This window comes from Paracoccus aminovorans, from assembly GCF_900005615.1.
GTDB classification, from domain to species: Bacteria; Pseudomonadota; Alphaproteobacteria; order Rhodobacterales; family Rhodobacteraceae; genus Paracoccus; species Paracoccus aminovorans.
Map to the genome: position 1 here is coordinate 1026580 of NZ_LN832559.1, position 16772 is coordinate 1043351.

Sequence of the window (16772 nt, forward strand, 5' to 3'; positions counted from 1 at the left end):
GAGGGCGCAATGGCGACGATTCTGCTGTCGGCGGTCGGGGCATCGCTGGGGGCCGGCTTTGGCGGCACGGTTCTGGGGCTTTCGGGTGCCGTCATCGGCCGGGCCGTGGGCGCCACCCTGGGCCGGGTCATCGACCAGCGCCTGTTGGGCTCGGGCTCGAAGGCGGTCGAGACCGGGCGGGTGGACCGGATGCGGATCCAGACCGCGGGCGAGGGCACGCCGATTCCGCGGCTGTGGGGACAGATGCGGGTGCCGGGTCATGCGATCTGGGCCGGGCCTTTGATCGAGGTGCGGCGCAAGCAGGGCGGCGGTAAGGGCACCGGGCCTAGCGTCACCTCAATCAGCTATCGGCTGAGCTTCGCGCTGGCGCTCTGCGAGGGGCCGATTCTGGGCATTGGCCGGGTCTGGGCCGATGGCGAGGAGGTCGCGGCGGACGAGCTGAACATGCGCGTCTATCCGGGCGACGAGGCGCAATTGCCCGATCCGGCCATCGCCGCGCAGGAAGGCGAGGCGGCGCCGGCCTATCGCGGCATCGCCTATGTCGTCTTCGAGGATCTGGCGCTGGAGAAATGGGGCAACCGGGTGCCGCAGCTGTCCTTCGAGGTGACGCGCGCGGCGAAACAGGGCCGCGGGCTGTCGCGCGAGGTGCGGGCCGTGGCGATGATCCCGGGCACCGGCGAATATTCCTTGGCGACGCAGGCGGTCAGCTATGACAAGGGTCTGGGCGAGACCCAGGTGATCAACCACAACACCGCGCTGGCACCGACGGATTTCCAGGCCTCGATGCGCGTGTTGGGGCGCGAGCTGCCGAATGTCGGATCCGTCTCGCTGGTGGTGTCCTGGTTCGGCGACGACCTGCGGGTCGGCGAATGCACGGTGCGGCCCAAGGTCGAGGACCTGTCGCGCGACGGGCGCGAGATGGCCTGGCGCGCGGGTGGCGTCGGGCGCAGCGGTGCGATCGAGGTCGCGCGCGTGAACGACCGACCGATCTATGGCGGGACGCCGGCGGACGGCTCGGTCATCCAGGCGCTGCGGGCGATCGCGGACAGCGGACGCAAGGCGGTGTTCTATCCGTTCATCCTGATGGAGCAGCTGGCGGGCAACGGCCGTCCCGATCCGTGGAGCGGTGCGGGCGATCAGCCGGTCATGCCCTGGCGTGGGCGCATCACCACCAGCATCGCGGCGGGGCGTGAGGGCAGCCCTGCCGGCACCGCGGCGGCTGCGGCCGAGGTTGCACGCTTTTTCGGCGCAGCCGAGGCCGGGCATTTTTCGCGCAATGGCGAGATCATCAGTTACAGCGGGCCGGAGGAGTGGTCCTATCGCCGCTTCATCCTGCATTACGCGCATCTTTGCGCGGCGGCGGGTGGCATCGACGCCTTTCTGATCGGGTCCGAGATGATCGGGCTGTCCACGATCATGGGGGCAAGGAACAGCTTTCCGGCGGTGCAGCAGTTGCGGCGGCTGGCGGCGGATGTGCGCGGCATCCTGGGCGAGGCGGTCAGGATCGGCTATGCCGCTGACTGGTCGGAATATTTCGGCCATCACCCCGGCAATGGCGACGTGCATTTCCATCTGGATCCGCTGTGGGCGGACGACAACATCGACTTTGTCGGCATCGACAATTACATGCCTCTGTCCGACTGGCGCGAGGGCGAGAGCCATCTGGACGCCGGTTGGAAGCGGATCGACAACCCGGATTATCTGCGCGCCAATGTCGCGGGGGGCGAGGGCTACGACTGGTATTACGCCCGCGACGTAGACCGGACCATGCAGTTGCGCACGCCGATCATCGATGGCGCGCATGGCGAGCATTGGGTCTGGCGCTACAAGGACATCCGCAACTGGTGGCTGAGCGAGCATCGCAACCGCATCGGGGGCGTCAGGCAGGCGCAGGCGACGGCGTGGCAGCCGCGTTCGAAGCCGATCTGGTTCACCGAGATGGGCTGCGCGGCGCTGGACAAGGGCACCAACCAGCCCAACAAGTTCCTGGATGCGATGAGCTCGGAATCGATGCTGCCTTATTTCTCGGATGGGCGGCGCGACGATCCGATGCAGGCGGCCTATGTCCGCGCCATGACCGAGTTCTGGGGCGATCCGTCGAACAATCCGCCGCGGGCGGCTTTTGGTCGGACCGGAGCGGGGCGGATGATCGACATGGCACGCGCGCATGTCTGGTGCTGGGATGCGCGGCCCTATCCGGCATTCCCGGCGCGCACCGACCTGTGGTCTGACGGCCCGGCGTGGGAGCGGGGGCATTGGCTGAACGGCCGGGCCGGCGCGGTGCCCCTGGCCGATGTCGTGGCCGAGATCTGCCGCGAGGCGGGGGTGCGGGCCTTTGACGCCGAGGGCCTGCGCGGGCTGGTGCGCGGCTATGCCCTGACCGGGGCGGAAAGCGGGCGGGCGGCCTTGCAGCCCTTGATGCTGGCGCATGGTTTCGACGCGGTCGAGCGCGACGGCGTGCTGGTCTTTGTCATGCGCGGCGCCCATGTCGATGCCGAGCTCGGTCCGGACGACATGGCGCTGGCCGAGGAGGTCGAGGCGGTCGAGGTCTCGCGCGCGGCCGAGGCCGAGATGGTCGGGCGTATCCGGCTGACCCATGTCGAGGCCGGGGCGGATTATGCCGCCCGTACGGCCGAGACGCTGATGCCGGGGGCCGAGTTCCTGGCGGTCTCGGACAGCGAGCTGGCGATGGCGCTGACCCGGGGCGAGGGTCAGGCCATTGCCGACCGCTGGCTGTCTGAATCGGCAGTGGCGCGCGATTCGGTGCGTTTCGCGCTGCCGCCTTCGCTGGGCCATCTTGGCCCGGGCGACGTGGTGCGGCTGGCCGAGCCGCGGGTCGAGGCGCGGCGCTGGCGCATCGACCGCATCGAGCGTGCCGGCGCGATCACCGTCGATGCCGTGCGGGTCGAGCCGGGAGTCTATCGCCCGGCGCGGGTGGTCGAGGGCGAGGCGGTGGCGCGTGCCTTCGTGCCGCCGATTCCGGTCTGGCCGCTGTTTCTGGACCTGCCGCTGCTGCGCGGCGACGAGGCGCCGCATGCGCCGCATCTGGCGGTGACGGCGACGCCCTGGCCGGGCGCAGCGGCGGTCTGGGTCTCGACCGAGCAGGTGGGCGGCTATGGGTTGAACATGACGGTGGCGTCGCCTTCGGTCATGGGCGTGACCCTGGGGCCGCTGTCGGCGGCCCGGTCGGGGGTCTGGGACCGCGGTCCGGCGCTGCGGGTGCGGGTCAAGGGCGGCAACCTGGAATCGGCGACGCTGGACGCGCTGATGGCGGGGGCCAACCTGATGGCCATCGGCGACGGCTCGGCCGAGGGTTGGGAACTGCTGCAATTCGCCGATGCGCGGCTGGTCTCGGCCGGGGTGTGGGAGGTCTCGACCCGGCTGCGCGGGCAGGCGGGCACGGATGCCTTCATGCCCGAGGTCTGGCCCGCCGGCAGCACCGTGGTGCTGCTGGACGGCACGGCGCAGCAGGTGGACCTGCCGCCTTCGGCCCGCAACCAGTTGCGGCACTGGCGGATCGGGCCGGCGGCGCGCAGCCCGGACGACGCGAGCTATCGCCATATCGCCGCCGCCTTCCGCGGCGCGGGGCTGCGGCCGCTGTCGCCCTGTCACCTGGAGATCCGTGGACGGGTCGTGACTTGGATCCGGCGCACCCGGGTGCAGGGCGACGGCTGGGACGGGCCCGACGTGCCGCTGGGCGAGGCGCAGGAGCGATACTCGGCCCGGCTGGTCCGGGACGGGCAGGTGCTGGCGCAGGCGGTGGTTTCAGAGCCGCGCTGGGCGGTGCCGGAAAACGCCTGGGCACAGGCCATGGCCGGGGGCGATTTCGCCGTCGAGGTGGCGCAGCTTTCCGACACGTTCGGGGCTGGGCCGTTTGCTAGGAGGATGATCGATGCCTGAGAACACGACCGCGAATTGCGGCCTGCCGCTGCTGCTGCCGGCGCAGGCGCAGAAGCATGTCACGGTGAATGACGCGCTGATGCGCCTGGACGGGCAGCTGGACCTGGTGCTGCAAAGTTTGACCCGGATCACGCCGCCCGAAACGGTGGTGGACGGGTTGTGCTGGGGCGTGCCGCAGGGCGCCGTCAACGCTTGGGAAGGGCAGGGCGGCAAGGTCGCCATCGGCGCCAATGGCGGCTGGATCTTCGTGCAGCCCGGCTATGGCCGGCGCGCGGTGATCGCCGACCAGGGTGTGGCGGCGATCCATGACGGCGCCGCCTGGGTGCCGGGGGCGGTGACGCTGGGCCAGCATGGCTCGGGCATGATCGCCCGGCAGATGTCCGAGGACGTGACGCTGGGCGCGGGCGCCTGGTCCGAGAGCTCGATGATGATCCCGGCGGGGGCGCTGGTCATCGGGGTCACCGGGCGGGTGCAGCAGGCCATCACCGGCAGCGCGACAACCTGGAGGCTGGGCACGGTGGGCAGCGCCGATACGCTGCGCCAGTTCGGGGAGCTTCTGGGCAAGGCGCAGGGGTCCTGGGTGCGCGGCCTCTTGTCGCCCCCGGTCGTGTTCTGGCAGCCGACGGCCCTGCGCCTGAGTGCGACGGGAGGGCAGTTCGCCGGCGGGCGCGTCCGGCTGGTCCTGCATTGGTGGGAGTTGCGGCTGCCGGAGTGACGGCCTTTCCGCGCCCGTCGGTTTCGGCTAATAATAAGGAATGAAACTGACGGGCGGGCCCGAATGAACCTGCAAAAAGACATGATCGAACCGCTTTCCGACATGCGCGACGCTCCGCGCGATTCGGTCTGGGGGCGCATCCAGCGCGAGGCTCGGATCGCGGTGCGGGACGAGCCGTTGCTGGGCGCGCTGATCCATGCCGGGCTGCTGCATCACGCGACCTTCGAGGCGGCGCTGGCCTATCGCTTTTCGCTGAAGCTGGCCTCGCGCGAGATGAGCGAGCAGATCTTGCGCGAGATTGCCGACGATGCCTTCGCGCGGTCGCCGGAACTGTCGGCGGCGGCGCAGGGCGATCTGCTGGCGGTCTATGAGCGCGACCCGGCGACGCATCGGCTGATGCAGCCGATCCTGTTCTTCAAGGGCTACCAGGCGCTGCAATCCTATCGCATCGGCCATTGGCTGTGGGAGCAGGGCCGGCGCGACATGGCCTATTTCGTGCAAATGCGCTGTTCCGAGGTCTTCGGGGTCGATATTCACCCGGCCGCGCGGATCGGCACCGGGGTGATGATCGACCATGCCCATTCCATCGTCATCGGCGAGACGGCGGTGGTCGGCAACGATGTGTCCATGCTGCATTCGGTGACGCTGGGCGGCACCGGCAAGGAGGACGGCGACCGTCACCCGAAGATCGGCAATGGCGTGATGATCGGGGCGGGCGCCAAGGTGCTGGGCAATATCCATGTCGGCAATTGCTCGCGGATCGCCGCCGGTTCGGTGGTGTTGAGCGATGTGCCGCCCTGCAAGACGGTGGCCGGGGTGCCGGCGCGGATAGTGGGCGATGCCGGCTGCTCGGAGCCGTCGAGCACCATGAACCAGCTTCTGGGTCACGACGACCTGTTCTAGGGCAAATGGGCATCTGTCAGAACATCGCGATCCATCCGAAGTATGAATCACATCGGCCCCGGCTGCGAATCTCCACAGGCCCTAGAGCCAGTCGCTATTTCCGCTGCCGGTCAGTTCGGCCAGCGTGACGTTTTCGTGTGCCAGCCGCTCGTCGAGTTCGCGCGCGATGCGGGCGGCGAGCGAGAAGCCCTGGTAGATCAGCGCAGAATAGATCTGCACGGCCGAGGCACCGGCGCGGAGCTTTTGCCAGGCCTGCTCGGTCGAGCCGATGCCGCCGACGCCGATCAGCGGAATGCGGCCCTGCGTCTGCTGGTAGAGGCGGGCGAGGACGCGGGTGGCGCGCTCGAAGAGCGGGGCGCCGGAGAGGCCGCCGGCCTCCTGCGCATGGGGCGAGGCGATGCCGTCGCGCGACAGCGTGGTGTTGGTGGCGATGATGGCATCGACCGGGGCGGCCAGCGCCACCGCGGCGATGTCGGCGATGCCCTGGTCGTCGAGATCAGGGGCGATCTTGATGAAGATGGGGGGGCGGTTCGGAAGGTCGTCGCGCGCGGCCAGCACCCCTTGCAGCAGCGCGGCAAGCGCCTCGGGGCCTTGCAGGTCGCGCAGTTTTTCCGTGTTCGGGGACGAGACGTTCACGGTCAGGAAATCGGCATGGGCGCCGGCGACGCGCACCACCTGGGCGAAATCGGCGCTGCGGTCTGCGCTGTCCTTGTTCGTGCCGATGTTGAGGCCGACCGGGATGCCGGCAGGGCGGCGGGCCAGGCGTTGGCCGATGGCCTCTGCGCCTTCGTTGTTGAAGCCGAAGCGGTTGATGATCGCGCGGTCCTCGGTCAGTCGGAACAGGCGCGGCTTGGGGTTGCCGGGCTGCGGGCGCGGGGTGGCGGCGCCGATCTCGACGAAGCCGAAGCCGGCCCGCATCAGCGCGGGCAGGGCACGGGCGTTCTTGTCGTAGCCGGCGGCGAGGCCGACCGGGTTCGGCAGGTCGAGGCCCGCGAGGCGGAGACGCAGCCGGTCCGAGGTGACGGACCGGCCGGCCAGCGGCACCAGCCCGCGTTGCAGCGCCAGGATCGAAAGGTCATGCGCGCGCTCCGGGTCGAAGCGGTGCAGCGCGGCCAGGCCCAGGCGCTCGATGGGGGTCATGCCAGCTCTCCGATGTCGTGGCCGTCGGGGCCGAGGGGCAGGGCGCGGGACCAGGTCACGTCCTGGGCGCGCAATTCGCGATAGAGATGCGGAAACAGGTCGCCGCCGCGGGAGGGCTCCCAGCGCAGGTCAGGCAGTCCTTCGGTTTCGATCGCGAGCAGGTGCAGGCCGCTTTCGCCTGCGAAATGCCTGGCCAGCGTGCCCGGCACCTGCGCGGCGGTCGAAAGGTGGATGTAGCCATCGGCCAGGTCCACCGGGGCACCGGCACTGAAGCCGTCCCGGACGAACGCCTGGTATTCGGAGTTGCGGAAAATCTTGTAGGCCAGCATGGCTGGTTCATGCGTCGCGCCCTGTCCGGCGTCAAGCGTGAACCTTTGGCGACACACGGCTTCGTCGGTTGACGCCTTCACGGGCTTGGCCCAATCTTCCGCCCATCCAGAGAGCGGGACGAGAGGGAATACGATGAGACGCTGGCTTGTGGTTTCGGCGGCGGCGCTGGCGCTGTCCGTGGGTGCGGCGCAGGCGGATTTCACGCTGCACGTACTGCATACCAACGATTTCCACAGCCGGGTCGAGCCGATCAACGCATTTGACAGCACCTGCGACGCCGAAACCGAAGCGAAGAACGAGTGCTTCGGCGGCACCGCGCGGCTGGGTGCAAAGATCAACGAATTGCGCGCGCAGCTGAAGGCCGAGGGGCGGAACGTGCTCGTGCTGGATGCCGGCGACCAGTATCAGGGCAGCCTGTTCTATACGACCTACAAGGGCAAGGATACGGTCGAGTTCATGAACGCCATCGGCTTCGATGCCATGGCGGTCGGCAACCATGAATTCGACGACGGCCCCGGGGGCCTGCAGATTCTGGCCGAGAGCGCGAAATTCCCCATCGTCTCGGGCAACCTGGACCTGTCGCAATCTCCGGAGCTCAAGGACAAGATCGGCGGCGCGCTGGTGCTGGAGGTGGGCGGCGAGAAGGTGGGCATCGTCTCGGCCCTCGCCATGGACACGCCCGAGACCGCCGCGCCGGGCGACAAGGTCATCTTCAAGGACGACATGGACAGCCTGAAGGCCGAGGTGGAGGAACTGACCGATGCCGGCGTGACCAAGATCGTCGCGCTGACCCATAGCGGCTACAAGCGGGACCAGGCGTTCGCGGCCGAGGTTCCCGGCATCGACGCGGTGATCGGCGGGCACAGCCATACGCTGCTGGGCGATATGGAGGGCGCAGAGGGACCCTATCCCACCATGGTCAAGGGTGCGGACGGGGTCGAGGTTCCGGTGGCGACCGCCTATGCCTATGGCAAATACCTGGGCCATCTGGTGCTGACCTGGGACGACGACGGCAAGCTGGTCAAGGCCGAGGGGGCGCCGATCCTGCTGGATGCCTCGGTCGAGCCGGACGAGAAGCTGGCGGCCCGGGTCAGGGAGATGGCCGCGCCCATCGAGGAACTGAAGGCCAAGCGCGTGGCCGAGATCGCCGCGCCCATCGACGGCAGCCGTGAGAATTGCCGCGCCCGGGAATGCGAGATGGGCAATGTGGTGGCCGATGCCATGCTGGCGCGTGTCAAGGACCAGGGCATCACCATCGCAATCCAGAACGGCGGCGGGCTGCGCGCCTCGATCGAGGCCGGGCCGGTCGCCATGGGCGACGTGCTGTCGGTGCTGCCCTTCCAGAACACGCTGTCGACCTTTCAGCTGAAGGGCGCCGATGTGGTGGCCGCGCTTGAGAACGGCGCCAGCCAGATGGAGGAAGCCGCCGGGCGTTTTGCTCAGGTCGCGGGCCTGAAATATACCGTCGATCCCGCGGCGCCGGCCGGAAGGCGCATCAGCGAGGTGCAAGTGCGGGACGGCGGCAACTGGGTGCCGATCGATCCGAATGCGACCTATGGCGTGGTCTCGCAGAACTACATGCGGGCGGGCGGCGACGGCTACCGGATCTTTGCCGAGAAGGCGATGAACGCCTATGATTTCGGCCCGGACCTGGCCGAGGTATTGGCCGGTTACCTGGCCAAGCAGGGGCCGGGCTTTACGCCCAAGCTGGATGGGCGCATCACGGTGAAATGACGCGAGGGGCCGGGTGCAAGCCCGGCCTTTCTTGCGTTTCGGGGTGTCTAGGCCGGCAGGAAGGTGCGGGCGTTCAGCAGATGACGCTCGACCAGCTTGCGGCCCTGGCGGCCGGTCGCCAACGGGCGGACGGGCTTTCCGCTGGGCTCCAGATCGGGGAACAGCGTTCGGATCTCGCGCCGGGCGGCGGCCGGAAGACCGTTGAGCGCCTGCGGGCCGGTCAGCAACGATTCCGTCCAGAGGCCGTTCGAGAGCACCAGTTGGTGCCGCCCGAAGAGCAGATGCAGGTAGCTGACCCCCGGGTCGGGCTGGATGGCGCGGATGCCCGGCAGGGCGGTCAGGTGCTTGGCCGCGACCAGAACCTGCTGCGCTCCGAACATGCGCTGTGCGATGGCCGAGCACAGCAGGACCCGGTGCTGCGGCGAGACCAGCAGGTTCCGGTCCGGAAGGCCCGGTCCTAGCGCATCGCGGCCGATCAGGATCGGACGCAGGTTGGGTTGCAGGTCCAGCTGCCGGCGGTCCAGGGTCGCTCCGCCTATCCAGCACAGCGGCTGATGGCCGTGGTCGCGGGTCAGGATCCGGTCTCCGGGTCGCAGATGCTCGACCGGGCGGGGGCCGGCGTCGGTCTCGATCAGCGTGCCGGGCGTGAAGCAGGGCGCTGCGCGGACCGTCGGATCGTAGGGGATCGAGGTCTGGCCGGTGCCGATCTTGTAGCTGCCGACATACTGATAGGTCGCGCCTGGCCGGAACTGCGGCCAATGGTCCTTGCCGCCCGCGTCCAGCCGCATCCGGGGCACGATCAGCACGCTGTGACGGTCGCCCAGTTCGATCGGATAGCCCGAGGCGTCGTAATCCATATAGGTCGGGAAAGAGACGTAAAATTCGTTTCCGGCCTCGTCGCGCAGGATCGCGGCGTCCTGGAACGAGATGCGCTGGCCCGGTGCCAGCACCTGTTCCGCACCCTCGGGGCCGAAGCCGGCGCTTTCTAGAAGCGACTGGCCGTCGTCGCTGCCGGGGTCGTCGTAGAAGCTGCCCGAGCCCCCGCGCGAGAGATAGCCGAAGCGCGGGTCGTCGTCCTCGATGCGGATTTCGCCCATTTGCGCCTGGGCGAAATCGATGTCGCGCCGGTTCAGGAAAGGCAGGTATTTGTCCGAGCCGGTCGCCGAGGGGTCGTTGTAGACCTGGGTCTGGAACGTCGCCGTCACGATCCGGTATTCCATGGGAACCTCGAACAATTACAGGTTGTTTCATCCCGGTATGGAGATAACCCGCCATTAATCAACAAAAGGTTAATTTGTCGGCGTCATTGCCTTCCAGCATGTGGCGGTGATGCAACTTCAGGTAGAAAGGCCTAGGCTTCCGGATCGCCGATCAGCGGCAGGGCGTCACGCAGGAACCGCTCGAAATCGTCGAGGTCCACCGGCTCGAACTGGCCGAAGCCCTGCATCCAGACCGAGGCGCTGCGCAGCCCGTCGGGTTCCAGCTTGCACCAGATGATGCGGCCGCGGCGTTCCTGCCGGATCAGCCCGGCGCCCGCGAGCACCGCCAGATGTTTCGAGATCGCCGCCAAACTGACCTGGAAGGGCGCGGCCACGTCCGTCACCGCCATGTCATCCTCGAGCAGCATGGCCAGGATCGCCCGACGAGTCGGGTCGGCGAGGGCCGAGAAAATCATGTCGAGACTGGGCTGCGGTGCGGACATCGGGCTTTGCTTAACTTGCCGGTTGAATATGGGCCGGATGGTCCACGGGCCGCAAGGCCAGTCCTGCGCCGCGGCATCGATTTTCCCTTTCCTTGTATTTCAATGGCTTGCGTCGAGGGGCGCCTTGCTTGACTCGGCCCCCCCGAGTCCCTATCACCGCCACCAACCGATAACGGGGGTGTGAGCCGTGGCCGAGGACGACCATGACGCCGCGCGGGCCCGGGACGCGGAGCGGCTGCGCGCGCTGGAGGCCCGGTTGGGCAAGAAGGCGGAGGAGCCGCCGCCCTCGCGCGGGGAAGAGCATTTCAGCCAGGCCAACATGGCCTGGCGCATGGTGACGGAACTGGTGGCCGGGTTGGGCATCGGCTTCCTGATCGGGTTCGGGCTGGACTATGTGACCGGCCTGCGGCCGGTCTTCATGGTGGTCTTTGTGCTGCTGGGCCTGGCGGCCGGCATCAAGACCATGATGCGGACCGCCAACGAGATAGGCAAGGCACCGGGTCAGACCGGCGACGACAAGGGTGAATGACGATGGCGACTGAAGAACATGGCACGGGTCTGACCTTCCATCCGATGGATCAGTTCATCGTCAAGCCGCTGTTCGGCGGCGAGCTGAGCTGGTACACGCCGAGCAACGCGACGCTGTGGATGGCGCTGGCCGCCCTGGCGATCACCGCGCTGCTGGTCTTTGGCACCCGCGGCCGCGCCATCGTGCCGAACCGCCTGCAATCCATCGCCGAATTGCTTTACGGCATGGTCCGCAAGATGGTCGAGGACGTGACCGGCAAGGACGGGCTGAAATACTTCCCCTATGTGATGACGCTGTTCTGCTTCATCCTGTTCGCGAACTTCCTGGCGCTGCTGCCGAAATCCTTCTCGCCGACCTCGCATATCGCAGTGACGGCAGTGCTGGCGGTCATGGTCTTTCTGGGCGTTACCATCCTGGGCTTCGTCAAGAACGGCGCGCACTTCCTGGGCCTGTTCTGGGTCAGCTCGGCGCCGCTGGCGCTGCGCCCGGTGCTGGCGGTGATCGAACTGATCTCGTATTTCGTGCGTCCGGTCAGCCATTCCATCCGACTTGCGGGCAACATCATGGCCGGCCACGCGGTGATCAAGGTCTTTGCCGCCTTCGCCGCCGTCGCCGCCATCGCGCCGGTCTCGGTCGTCGCCATCACCGCCATGTACGGCCTCGAGGTGCTTGTCGCGCTGATCCAGGCCTATGTCTTCGCCATCCTGACCTGCGTCTATCTGAAGGACGCCCTGCACCCGGCGCACTGAGCGCCGGCCCGCAGTCGGGACCACATCGAAAACCCTTTCCAAAGCCTCAAGGAGCATGAACATGGAAAATCTGGGTCAACTGGGACAGTACCTCGGCGCCGGTCTGGCTTGCGTCGGCATGGCCGGTGCGGCCATGGGGGTGGGCAATGTCGCCGGCAACTACCTGTCGGGCGCGCTGCGCAACCCGTCGGCCGCCGCTTCGCAGACCGCCACGCTGTTCATCGGCATGGCCTTTGCCGAAGCCCTGGGGATCTTCTCGTTCCTGGTCGCGCTGCTGCTGCTGTTCGCAGTCTGATCCTTTGCCATCCTTGCGGTTGGGTGGGGGCGTGACGCGCCCACCCGATTGTGAAACGACCGGCATGGGGTAGGATATGTTCAGCCTGTTGCAACAGACCGCGCCCGTCGTGGTCGAAGAAACCGAAACGGTGGTCATCACCGAATCCGCCGAAGCGGCGGGCCATGGCGCCGATGCGGCCCATGCCGTTGCCGGTGCTGCGGATGCTGCCCATGGTGCGGCCGGCCACGCCGCCAGCGCCCCCGGCATGCCGCAACTGGATTTCAGCACTTTCGGCAACCAGATCTTCTGGCTGCTGGTCGTTCTGGCCGTGATCTATTGGGTGCTGTCGCGCATCGCGCTGCCGCGCATCGGCGGGGTCATCTCGGACCGGCAGGGCGCGATCACCGGTGACCTGGTGGCGGCCGAGGAATTCAAGCAGAAGGCCAAGGAAGCCGAGGCCGCCTATGACAAGGCGCTGGCCGACGCCCGCTCCGAGGCGCAGAAGATCATCGCCGCCAACAAGGCCGAGATGCAGAAGGAACTCGACGCCGCCATCGCCCATGCGGATGCTGAAATCGGTGCCCGCTCGGCCGAGTCCGAGAAGCGCATCGGCGAGATCCGCGCCTCGGCTGTCGAGGATGCGCGCTCGGTCGCCCGCGAGGTGACGGCCGCTCTGGTTGAGAATTTCGGCGGCGCCGCGGACCAGAACCTGGTCGGCGAGGCGGTCGATCAGCGGCTGAAGGGGGCGCTGCAATGAAACGTCTGAGCGTTCTCTTTGCGCTGATGGCGAGCCCGGCCCTGGCAGCCACGGGTCCGTTCTTCTCGCTGCGCAATACCGATTTCGTGGTGACGCTGGCCTTCCTGCTGTTCGTCGGCATCCTGGTCTATTTCCGGGTGCCGCAGATCGTCGGCGGCTTGCTGGACAAGCGCGCCGAGGGCATCCGCAACGACCTGGCCGAAGCCCGCCGCCTGCGCGAGGAAGCGCAGGAGATCTATGCGAGCTACGAACGGCGCCAGCGCGAGGTCAAGACCCAGGCCGACGAGATCGTCGCCAATGCCAAGCGCGAGGCGGTGCTGGAGGCCGAGAAGGCCAAGACCGCGCTGCAACTGTCGATCGAGCGCCGCCTGAAGGCCGCCGAGGAGCAGATCGCCAGCGCCGAGGGCGATGCGGTCCGCGCCGTACGCGACCGGGCGATCCAGACCGCGATCTCGGCCGCGACCGAGATCCTGGGCAAGCAGGCCACCGCCGAACAGCGCGCGGCCGGTATCGACAAGGCCATCGACGACGTGGCGCGTCGCCTGAACTGAGACGAACGAGGGGCGCGGCAAAGCGTCTCCGCCGGACAGTGATCTACAGAACCCCGCGGCGGCAACGTCGCGGGGTTTTTCCTTGTCGGGGGATTTTGCCTTTGCGCCCATCGAGGGCACAAAAGGCAAAGGGGCCAGCAGCATGGCTGCCGGCCCCGCGCCTGGCTTTCCCGCTACGCTCAGCGCGTCGGGATGATGAGGATTTCCACGCGGCGGTTCTGCGCCCGTCCGGCGGCGGTGTCGTTCGAGGCGATGGGCTGGCTGGCGCCGCGGCCCGTGGTCGAAACCCGATTCGAGGCCACGCCGCCGGCGGTCAGGATGCCGGCGACCGAACGGGCCCGGCGCTCGGACAGGTCCTGGTTGTAGGCGGCCGAGCCGGTGCTGTCGGTATGGCCGACGACCTGGATGGTGCTGTTCGGGTATTGGGTCAGGTTGCGCGCGATGGTGTAGAGGTCGTTCTGCCCCTGTGCGCCCACCGCTGCCGAATCGGTCGCGAACAGCGTCGATTCCGGCATGATCACCGATAGGTGGTTGCCGTTGTTCACCACCCGGATGTTGGGGTTGTTCAGCGACTGCTGCAGCGCCTTCTGCTGCTGGTCCAGGATCGCGCCGCCGACGCCGCCGACCGCCGCGCCGACGATGGCGCCCTTGATGGCGTCCTTGCCCTGACCGTTCTTGTCCTTGTCGCGGGTGGCGCCCAGGATGCCGCCGACCACCGCGCCGGCGATGGCGCCCTGCTGGGCGCGGTTCATGCCCTGGCCGGGGGCGGTGGCGGTATTGCCATATTGGTCCTGCGGAGCGCAGGCCGTCAGGGCCAGTGCCCCGGCAGTGGCGAGCAGCAGCGGAATACGGGTCTTCATCTCTAAACCTTTCCTTATCCTTTCGGGCGAACCACCGCCGCCTGTCCTTGCGATCGGGCCGGGGGGATCGCCCGGCTGCTGGTGCCCAAACACCGCGACCATGGCACGAGTTCCCGGCCAAGGCTACAGAAAGGCGCGGAAATCCGGGCCGGCCGCGTCACAATGCGGCGATGGCCAACGGCGCGATGCTCGCGCCTTCGCGGGTCAGCAGGGCGCGCTTGACCGCCGTCCCCCAGTGATAGCCGCCGATGCTGCCGTCGGTGCGGGTGACCCGGTGGCAGGGCACCGCCCAGGAGACCGGGTTCTGCCCGACCGCGGTGCCGACCGCCCGCAGGGCCCGAGGCCGGCCGATGCGGTCGGCGAGCATGGCATAGCTGATGACCTGGCCCGTGGGGACCTCGACCAGCGCCCGCCACACCGCCAGTTGAAACGCGGTTCCGGTCAGCCGCACGGTCAGATCGCCCCGCCCGGCCAGCAGGGCCTCGACGGCGGGCGCCAGCGCCTCGGGCGCCTCGACGATGCGGGCGCGGGGCCAGCGCGCCGTCAGGTCGGCGAGCACCTGCTCCGCGGCCATGTCGCCGGCGAATCCCAGCCCCCACAACGCCCCGCCGGCGCCAAGCGCGACCACCGTGCCCAGCGGCGTCGGGAAGGTGCCGCGGCACAGCGCGGCGCCGTCCGCGCTGTCGGGTTGCGTGGTAATCGAAATCCGCAGCCCGTCCGGGGGCGGTGCGGCAAGAGAAAACGATGTCCGGGTCATGCGAGCCTCATATCCGTCCTGATGCAAGACTAGCGCGGCCGCCCGGCGAATCCATGCACGAATGCTTGCGCATGGGGGCGGGGCAGGGCATCTGGGGGCCATGGCACGCAGCGCTTCCCCTCGCCTTCCCGCCGCCTTGCCCTATGCGGCGCAGGTCCGGATCTTTTCGCGGTTCCGCGAAGCGAACCCGCATCCGGTCACCGAACTGGAATATGTGAACGCCTTCACCCTGCTGGTCGCGGTGGCGCTGTCGGCGCAGGCGACCGATGTCGGCGTGAACAAGGCCACCAAAGCCCTGTTCGGGCGGGTCACCACGCCGCAGCAGATGCTGGACCTGGGCGTCGAGGCGCTGACCGAGGAAATCAGGACCATCGGGCTTTTCCGCCAGAAGGCGAAGAATGTCATCGCCCTGTCGCGCATCCTGGTCGAGGATTACGGCGGCGACGTGCCGCAGAGCCGCGCGGCGCTGATGACCCTGCCCGGAGTCGGCCGCAAGACCGCCAATGTCGTGCTGAACAGCGTGTTCCATTTCCCGGCGCAGGCGGTGGACACGCATATCTTCCGCGTCGGCAACCGCACCCGCATCGCGCCCGGCCGCGACGTCGAGGCGGTCGAGCGCGCCATCGAGGACAACGTCCCCGTGCCCTTCCAGCAGAACGCCCATCACTGGCTGATCCTGCACGGCCGCTATATCTGCCAGGCCAAGCGCCCGCGCTGCAGGATCTGCCCCATCGAAGACCTCTGCCCCTACGAGGAGAAGACCGAATGACCACTCCCTATGTGATCGGGATCGGCAATGCCGTGATGGACGTGATCGCGCCGACCTCGGACGAGACGCTGGCGCGGCTGGGGGTGGAAAAGGGCATCATGCAGCTGATCGACCGCGAGCGCTCCGAATTCCTGATGGCGGCGCAATCGGCCGATCCGCAGGCCGGGAAGGCGCGGCTGGTGCCGGGCGGGTCGGTCGCCAACACACTGGCCGGGCTGGGGATGCTGGGGCTGAGGACGGCCTTCATCGGCAAGGTGGCCGGCGATCCGCTGGGGCTGAGTTATGCCGAGCAGACCGAGTCGCAGGGCACGGTCTTCGTCAATCCGCCGGTCGCGGGGGAGGTGGCGCCGACCTCGCGCTCGATCATTTTCGTGACGCCGGACGGCGAGCGCTCGATGAACACCTATCTGGGCATTTCGGCCGAACTGGGCGAGGCGGACGTGAACCCCGCCACCTTCAGCGGCGCGGGCTGGCTGTTCCTCGAAGGCTATCTCTTCGACAGGCCCGACGGCAAGGCGGCCTTCCTGAAGGCGGCCGAGGCCTGCCACGCGGCGGGCGGACAGGCGGGGATCGCGCTGTCGGACCCGTTCTGCGTCGACCGCCACCGCGAGGGTTTCCGCCGGCTTGTCGCCGGTCCGATGGATTACGTGATCGGCAATGTCCACGAATGGTGCGCGCTCTACCAGGTCGAGGACCTGGAGGAGGCGCTGCGGCTTGCCCGCGCCGATTGCGGCACCGTGGTCTGCACCCGCTCGGGCGAGGATGCGATCCTGATCCGCGGCGAGGAACGGGTGACGGCGCCGGTGCATCTTATCGTGCCGGTGGATGCGACCGGGGCGGGGGACCAGTTCGCGGCCGGGCTGATCTACGGCCTGGCGCGCGGGTTGCCTCTGGCGGTTGCGGGGCGGATGGGGTGCATCGCAGCGGCCGAGGTGATCTCGCATGTCGGCGCCCGACCCGAGAGCGACCTGCGTGCGGCGTTCCGCGCCGAGGGGCTGATCTAGGCGCCGGTTGCCCTGCCGCATGGGTATTTAAGAAACGGAAAGAAATCTTGGGCGACGCGAGCGGCTTTCCGTTTTCCAAATACCCATGCGACAGG

At 68.2% G+C, this 16772-nt stretch carries 17 protein-coding genes; 11 read left to right on the top strand and 6 right to left on the bottom strand.

The genetic code is table 11. The features are described from left to right. Positions 1–9: 9 nt before the first annotated feature. The 3 genes from JCM7685_RS05195 to cysE all read left to right on the top strand — a co-directional run bounded on the left by JCM7685_RS05195 (position 10) and on the right by cysE (position 5518). Positions 10–3900: a baseplate multidomain protein megatron gene (locus JCM7685_RS05195; RefSeq protein ID WP_074965833.1), complete on the top strand. Its 3891-nt coding sequence runs from the start codon at positions 10–12 to the stop codon at positions 3898–3900. Further along, complete coding sequence (locus JCM7685_RS05200) at positions 3893–4615, top strand: DUF2793 domain-containing protein (protein ID WP_074965834.1); 723 nt, start codon at positions 3893–3895, stop codon at positions 4613–4615. Before JCM7685_RS05195 ends, JCM7685_RS05200 begins: the two co-directional genes overlap by 8 nt. Before the next feature lie 63 nt (positions 4616–4678). Next, positions 4679–5518: a serine O-acetyltransferase gene (cysE, locus tag JCM7685_RS05205; RefSeq protein ID WP_074965835.1), complete on the top strand. Its 840-nt coding sequence runs from the start codon at positions 4679–4681 to the stop codon at positions 5516–5518. 81 nt (positions 5519–5599) lie between these two features. Here the strand turns inward: cysE and JCM7685_RS05210 are convergent, their stop codons facing one another. Both JCM7685_RS05210 and JCM7685_RS05215 read right to left on the bottom strand, forming a co-directional pair. Then, the gene (locus JCM7685_RS05210) at positions 5600–6658 is read right to left on the bottom strand and encodes a quinone-dependent dihydroorotate dehydrogenase (RefSeq protein ID WP_074965836.1); all 1059 of its coding nucleotides are present in this window, start codon (positions 6656–6658) and stop codon (positions 5600–5602) included. After that, positions 6655–6987: a DUF952 domain-containing protein gene (locus JCM7685_RS05215; protein ID WP_074965837.1), complete on the bottom strand. Its 333-nt coding sequence runs from the start codon at positions 6985–6987 to the stop codon at positions 6655–6657. The genes JCM7685_RS05210 and JCM7685_RS05215 overlap by 4 nt, the downstream gene beginning before the upstream one ends. A 133-nt stretch (positions 6988–7120) precedes the next feature. Between JCM7685_RS05215 and JCM7685_RS05220 the strand changes: the two genes are divergently transcribed. Continuing rightward, complete coding sequence (locus JCM7685_RS05220) at positions 7121–8722, top strand: bifunctional metallophosphatase/5'-nucleotidase (protein ID WP_074965838.1); 1602 nt, start codon at positions 7121–7123, stop codon at positions 8720–8722. Between the two features lie 47 nt (positions 8723–8769). On the opposite strand, the gene JCM7685_RS05225 is transcribed toward JCM7685_RS05220, so the two are convergent. Then, the gene (locus tag JCM7685_RS05225) at positions 8770–9942 is read right to left on the bottom strand and encodes a Hint domain-containing protein (protein WP_074965839.1); all 1173 of its coding nucleotides are present in this window, start codon (positions 9940–9942) and stop codon (positions 8770–8772) included. A 131-nt stretch (positions 9943–10073) separates the two neighbouring features. Beyond that, positions 10074–10424: an ArsR/SmtB family transcription factor gene (locus tag JCM7685_RS05230; protein WP_074965840.1), complete on the bottom strand. Its 351-nt coding sequence runs from the start codon at positions 10422–10424 to the stop codon at positions 10074–10076. Positions 10425–10611: 187 nt separating this feature from the next. On the opposite strand from JCM7685_RS05230, the gene JCM7685_RS05235 reads away from it, so the two are divergent. The 5 genes from JCM7685_RS05235 to JCM7685_RS05255 all read left to right on the top strand — a co-directional run bounded on the left by JCM7685_RS05235 (position 10612) and on the right by JCM7685_RS05255 (position 13287). Further along, the gene (locus JCM7685_RS05235) at positions 10612–10953 is read left to right on the top strand and encodes an AtpZ/AtpI family protein (protein WP_074965841.1); all 342 of its coding nucleotides are present in this window, start codon (positions 10612–10614) and stop codon (positions 10951–10953) included. 2 nt (positions 10954–10955) lie between these two features. Next, on the top strand, positions 10956–11702 hold the full coding sequence (locus tag JCM7685_RS05240) for a F0F1 ATP synthase subunit A (RefSeq protein ID WP_074965842.1): 747 nt from the start codon (positions 10956–10958) through the stop codon (positions 11700–11702). A 61-nt stretch (positions 11703–11763) separates the two neighbouring features. Next, positions 11764–11997 (top strand): F0F1 ATP synthase subunit C, encoded by a 234-nt coding sequence (locus JCM7685_RS05245; protein ID WP_074965990.1) that lies wholly within the window; start codon positions 11764–11766, stop codon positions 11995–11997. 76 nt (positions 11998–12073) lie between these two features. Continuing rightward, positions 12074–12736, top strand: coding sequence for a F0F1 ATP synthase subunit B' (locus JCM7685_RS05250; protein ID WP_074965843.1), 663 nt, complete (start codon positions 12074–12076; stop codon positions 12734–12736). Continuing rightward, the gene (locus JCM7685_RS05255) at positions 12733–13287 is read left to right on the top strand and encodes a F0F1 ATP synthase subunit B (protein WP_074965844.1); all 555 of its coding nucleotides are present in this window, start codon (positions 12733–12735) and stop codon (positions 13285–13287) included. The genes JCM7685_RS05250 and JCM7685_RS05255 overlap by 4 nt, the downstream gene beginning before the upstream one ends. Positions 13288–13466: 179 nt before the next feature. Here JCM7685_RS05255 and JCM7685_RS05260 read toward each other — a convergent pair whose 3' ends face one another. Both JCM7685_RS05260 and JCM7685_RS05265 read right to left on the bottom strand, forming a co-directional pair. Beyond that, entirely contained in the window at positions 13467–14147 is a 681-nt protein-coding gene (locus tag JCM7685_RS05260; RefSeq protein ID WP_074965845.1) for an OmpA family protein, read from the bottom strand. A 157-nt stretch (positions 14148–14304) separates the two neighbouring features. After that, positions 14305–14904, bottom strand: coding sequence for a methylated-DNA--[protein]-cysteine S-methyltransferase (locus tag JCM7685_RS05265; RefSeq protein WP_074965846.1), 600 nt, complete (start codon positions 14902–14904; stop codon positions 14305–14307). 100 nt (positions 14905–15004) lie between these two features. Here JCM7685_RS05265 and nth point away from each other — a divergent pair, with 100 nt between their 5' ends. Together nth and JCM7685_RS05275 are read left to right on the top strand one after the other, a co-directional pair. Next, positions 15005–15673, top strand: a complete 669-nt coding sequence (gene nth, locus JCM7685_RS05270) for an endonuclease III (protein WP_074965991.1) — start codon at positions 15005–15007, stop codon at positions 15671–15673. Beyond that, positions 15670–16677, top strand: a complete 1008-nt coding sequence (locus JCM7685_RS05275) for an adenosine kinase (RefSeq protein WP_074965847.1) — start codon at positions 15670–15672, stop codon at positions 16675–16677. Before nth ends, JCM7685_RS05275 begins: the two co-directional genes overlap by 4 nt. The last annotated feature ends 95 nt before the right edge of the window (positions 16678–16772 follow it).

What these genes read in the sequence shown, in the direction of transcription:
- JCM7685_RS05195 (WP_074965833.1), top strand. Translation starts at nt 10, where the DNA reads ATGGCGACGATTCTGCTGTCGGCGGTCGGGGCATCGCTGGGGGCCGGC.
- JCM7685_RS05200 (WP_074965834.1), top strand. Translation starts at nt 3,893, where the DNA reads ATGCCTGAGAACACGACCGCGAATTGCGGCCTGCCGCTGCTGCTGCCG.
- cysE (WP_074965835.1), top strand. Translation starts at nt 4,679, where the DNA reads ATGAACCTGCAAAAAGACATGATCGAACCGCTTTCCGACATGCGCGAC.
- JCM7685_RS05210 (WP_074965836.1), bottom strand. Translation starts at nt 6,658, where the DNA reads ATGACCCCCATCGAGCGCCTGGGCCTGGCCGCGCTGCACCGCTTCGAC.
- JCM7685_RS05215 (WP_074965837.1), bottom strand. Translation starts at nt 6,987, where the DNA reads ATGCTGGCCTACAAGATTTTCCGCAACTCCGAATACCAGGCGTTCGTC.
- JCM7685_RS05220 (WP_074965838.1), top strand. Translation starts at nt 7,121, where the DNA reads ATGAGACGCTGGCTTGTGGTTTCGGCGGCGGCGCTGGCGCTGTCCGTG.
- JCM7685_RS05225 (WP_074965839.1), bottom strand. Translation starts at nt 9,942, where the DNA reads ATGGAATACCGGATCGTGACGGCGACGTTCCAGACCCAGGTCTACAAC.
- JCM7685_RS05230 (WP_074965840.1), bottom strand. Translation starts at nt 10,424, where the DNA reads ATGTCCGCACCGCAGCCCAGTCTCGACATGATTTTCTCGGCCCTCGCC.
- JCM7685_RS05240 (WP_074965842.1), top strand. Translation starts at nt 10,956, where the DNA reads ATGGCGACTGAAGAACATGGCACGGGTCTGACCTTCCATCCGATGGAT.
- JCM7685_RS05245 (WP_074965990.1), top strand. Translation starts at nt 11,764, where the DNA reads ATGGAAAATCTGGGTCAACTGGGACAGTACCTCGGCGCCGGTCTGGCT.
- JCM7685_RS05250 (WP_074965843.1), top strand. Translation starts at nt 12,074, where the DNA reads ATGTTCAGCCTGTTGCAACAGACCGCGCCCGTCGTGGTCGAAGAAACC.
- JCM7685_RS05255 (WP_074965844.1), top strand. Translation starts at nt 12,733, where the DNA reads ATGAAACGTCTGAGCGTTCTCTTTGCGCTGATGGCGAGCCCGGCCCTG.
- JCM7685_RS05260 (WP_074965845.1), bottom strand. Translation starts at nt 14,147, where the DNA reads ATGAAGACCCGTATTCCGCTGCTGCTCGCCACTGCCGGGGCACTGGCC.
- JCM7685_RS05265 (WP_074965846.1), bottom strand. Translation starts at nt 14,904, where the DNA reads ATGACCCGGACATCGTTTTCTCTTGCCGCACCGCCCCCGGACGGGCTG.
- nth (WP_074965991.1), top strand. Translation starts at nt 15,005, where the DNA reads ATGGCACGCAGCGCTTCCCCTCGCCTTCCCGCCGCCTTGCCCTATGCG.
- JCM7685_RS05275 (WP_074965847.1), top strand. Translation starts at nt 15,670, where the DNA reads ATGACCACTCCCTATGTGATCGGGATCGGCAATGCCGTGATGGACGTG.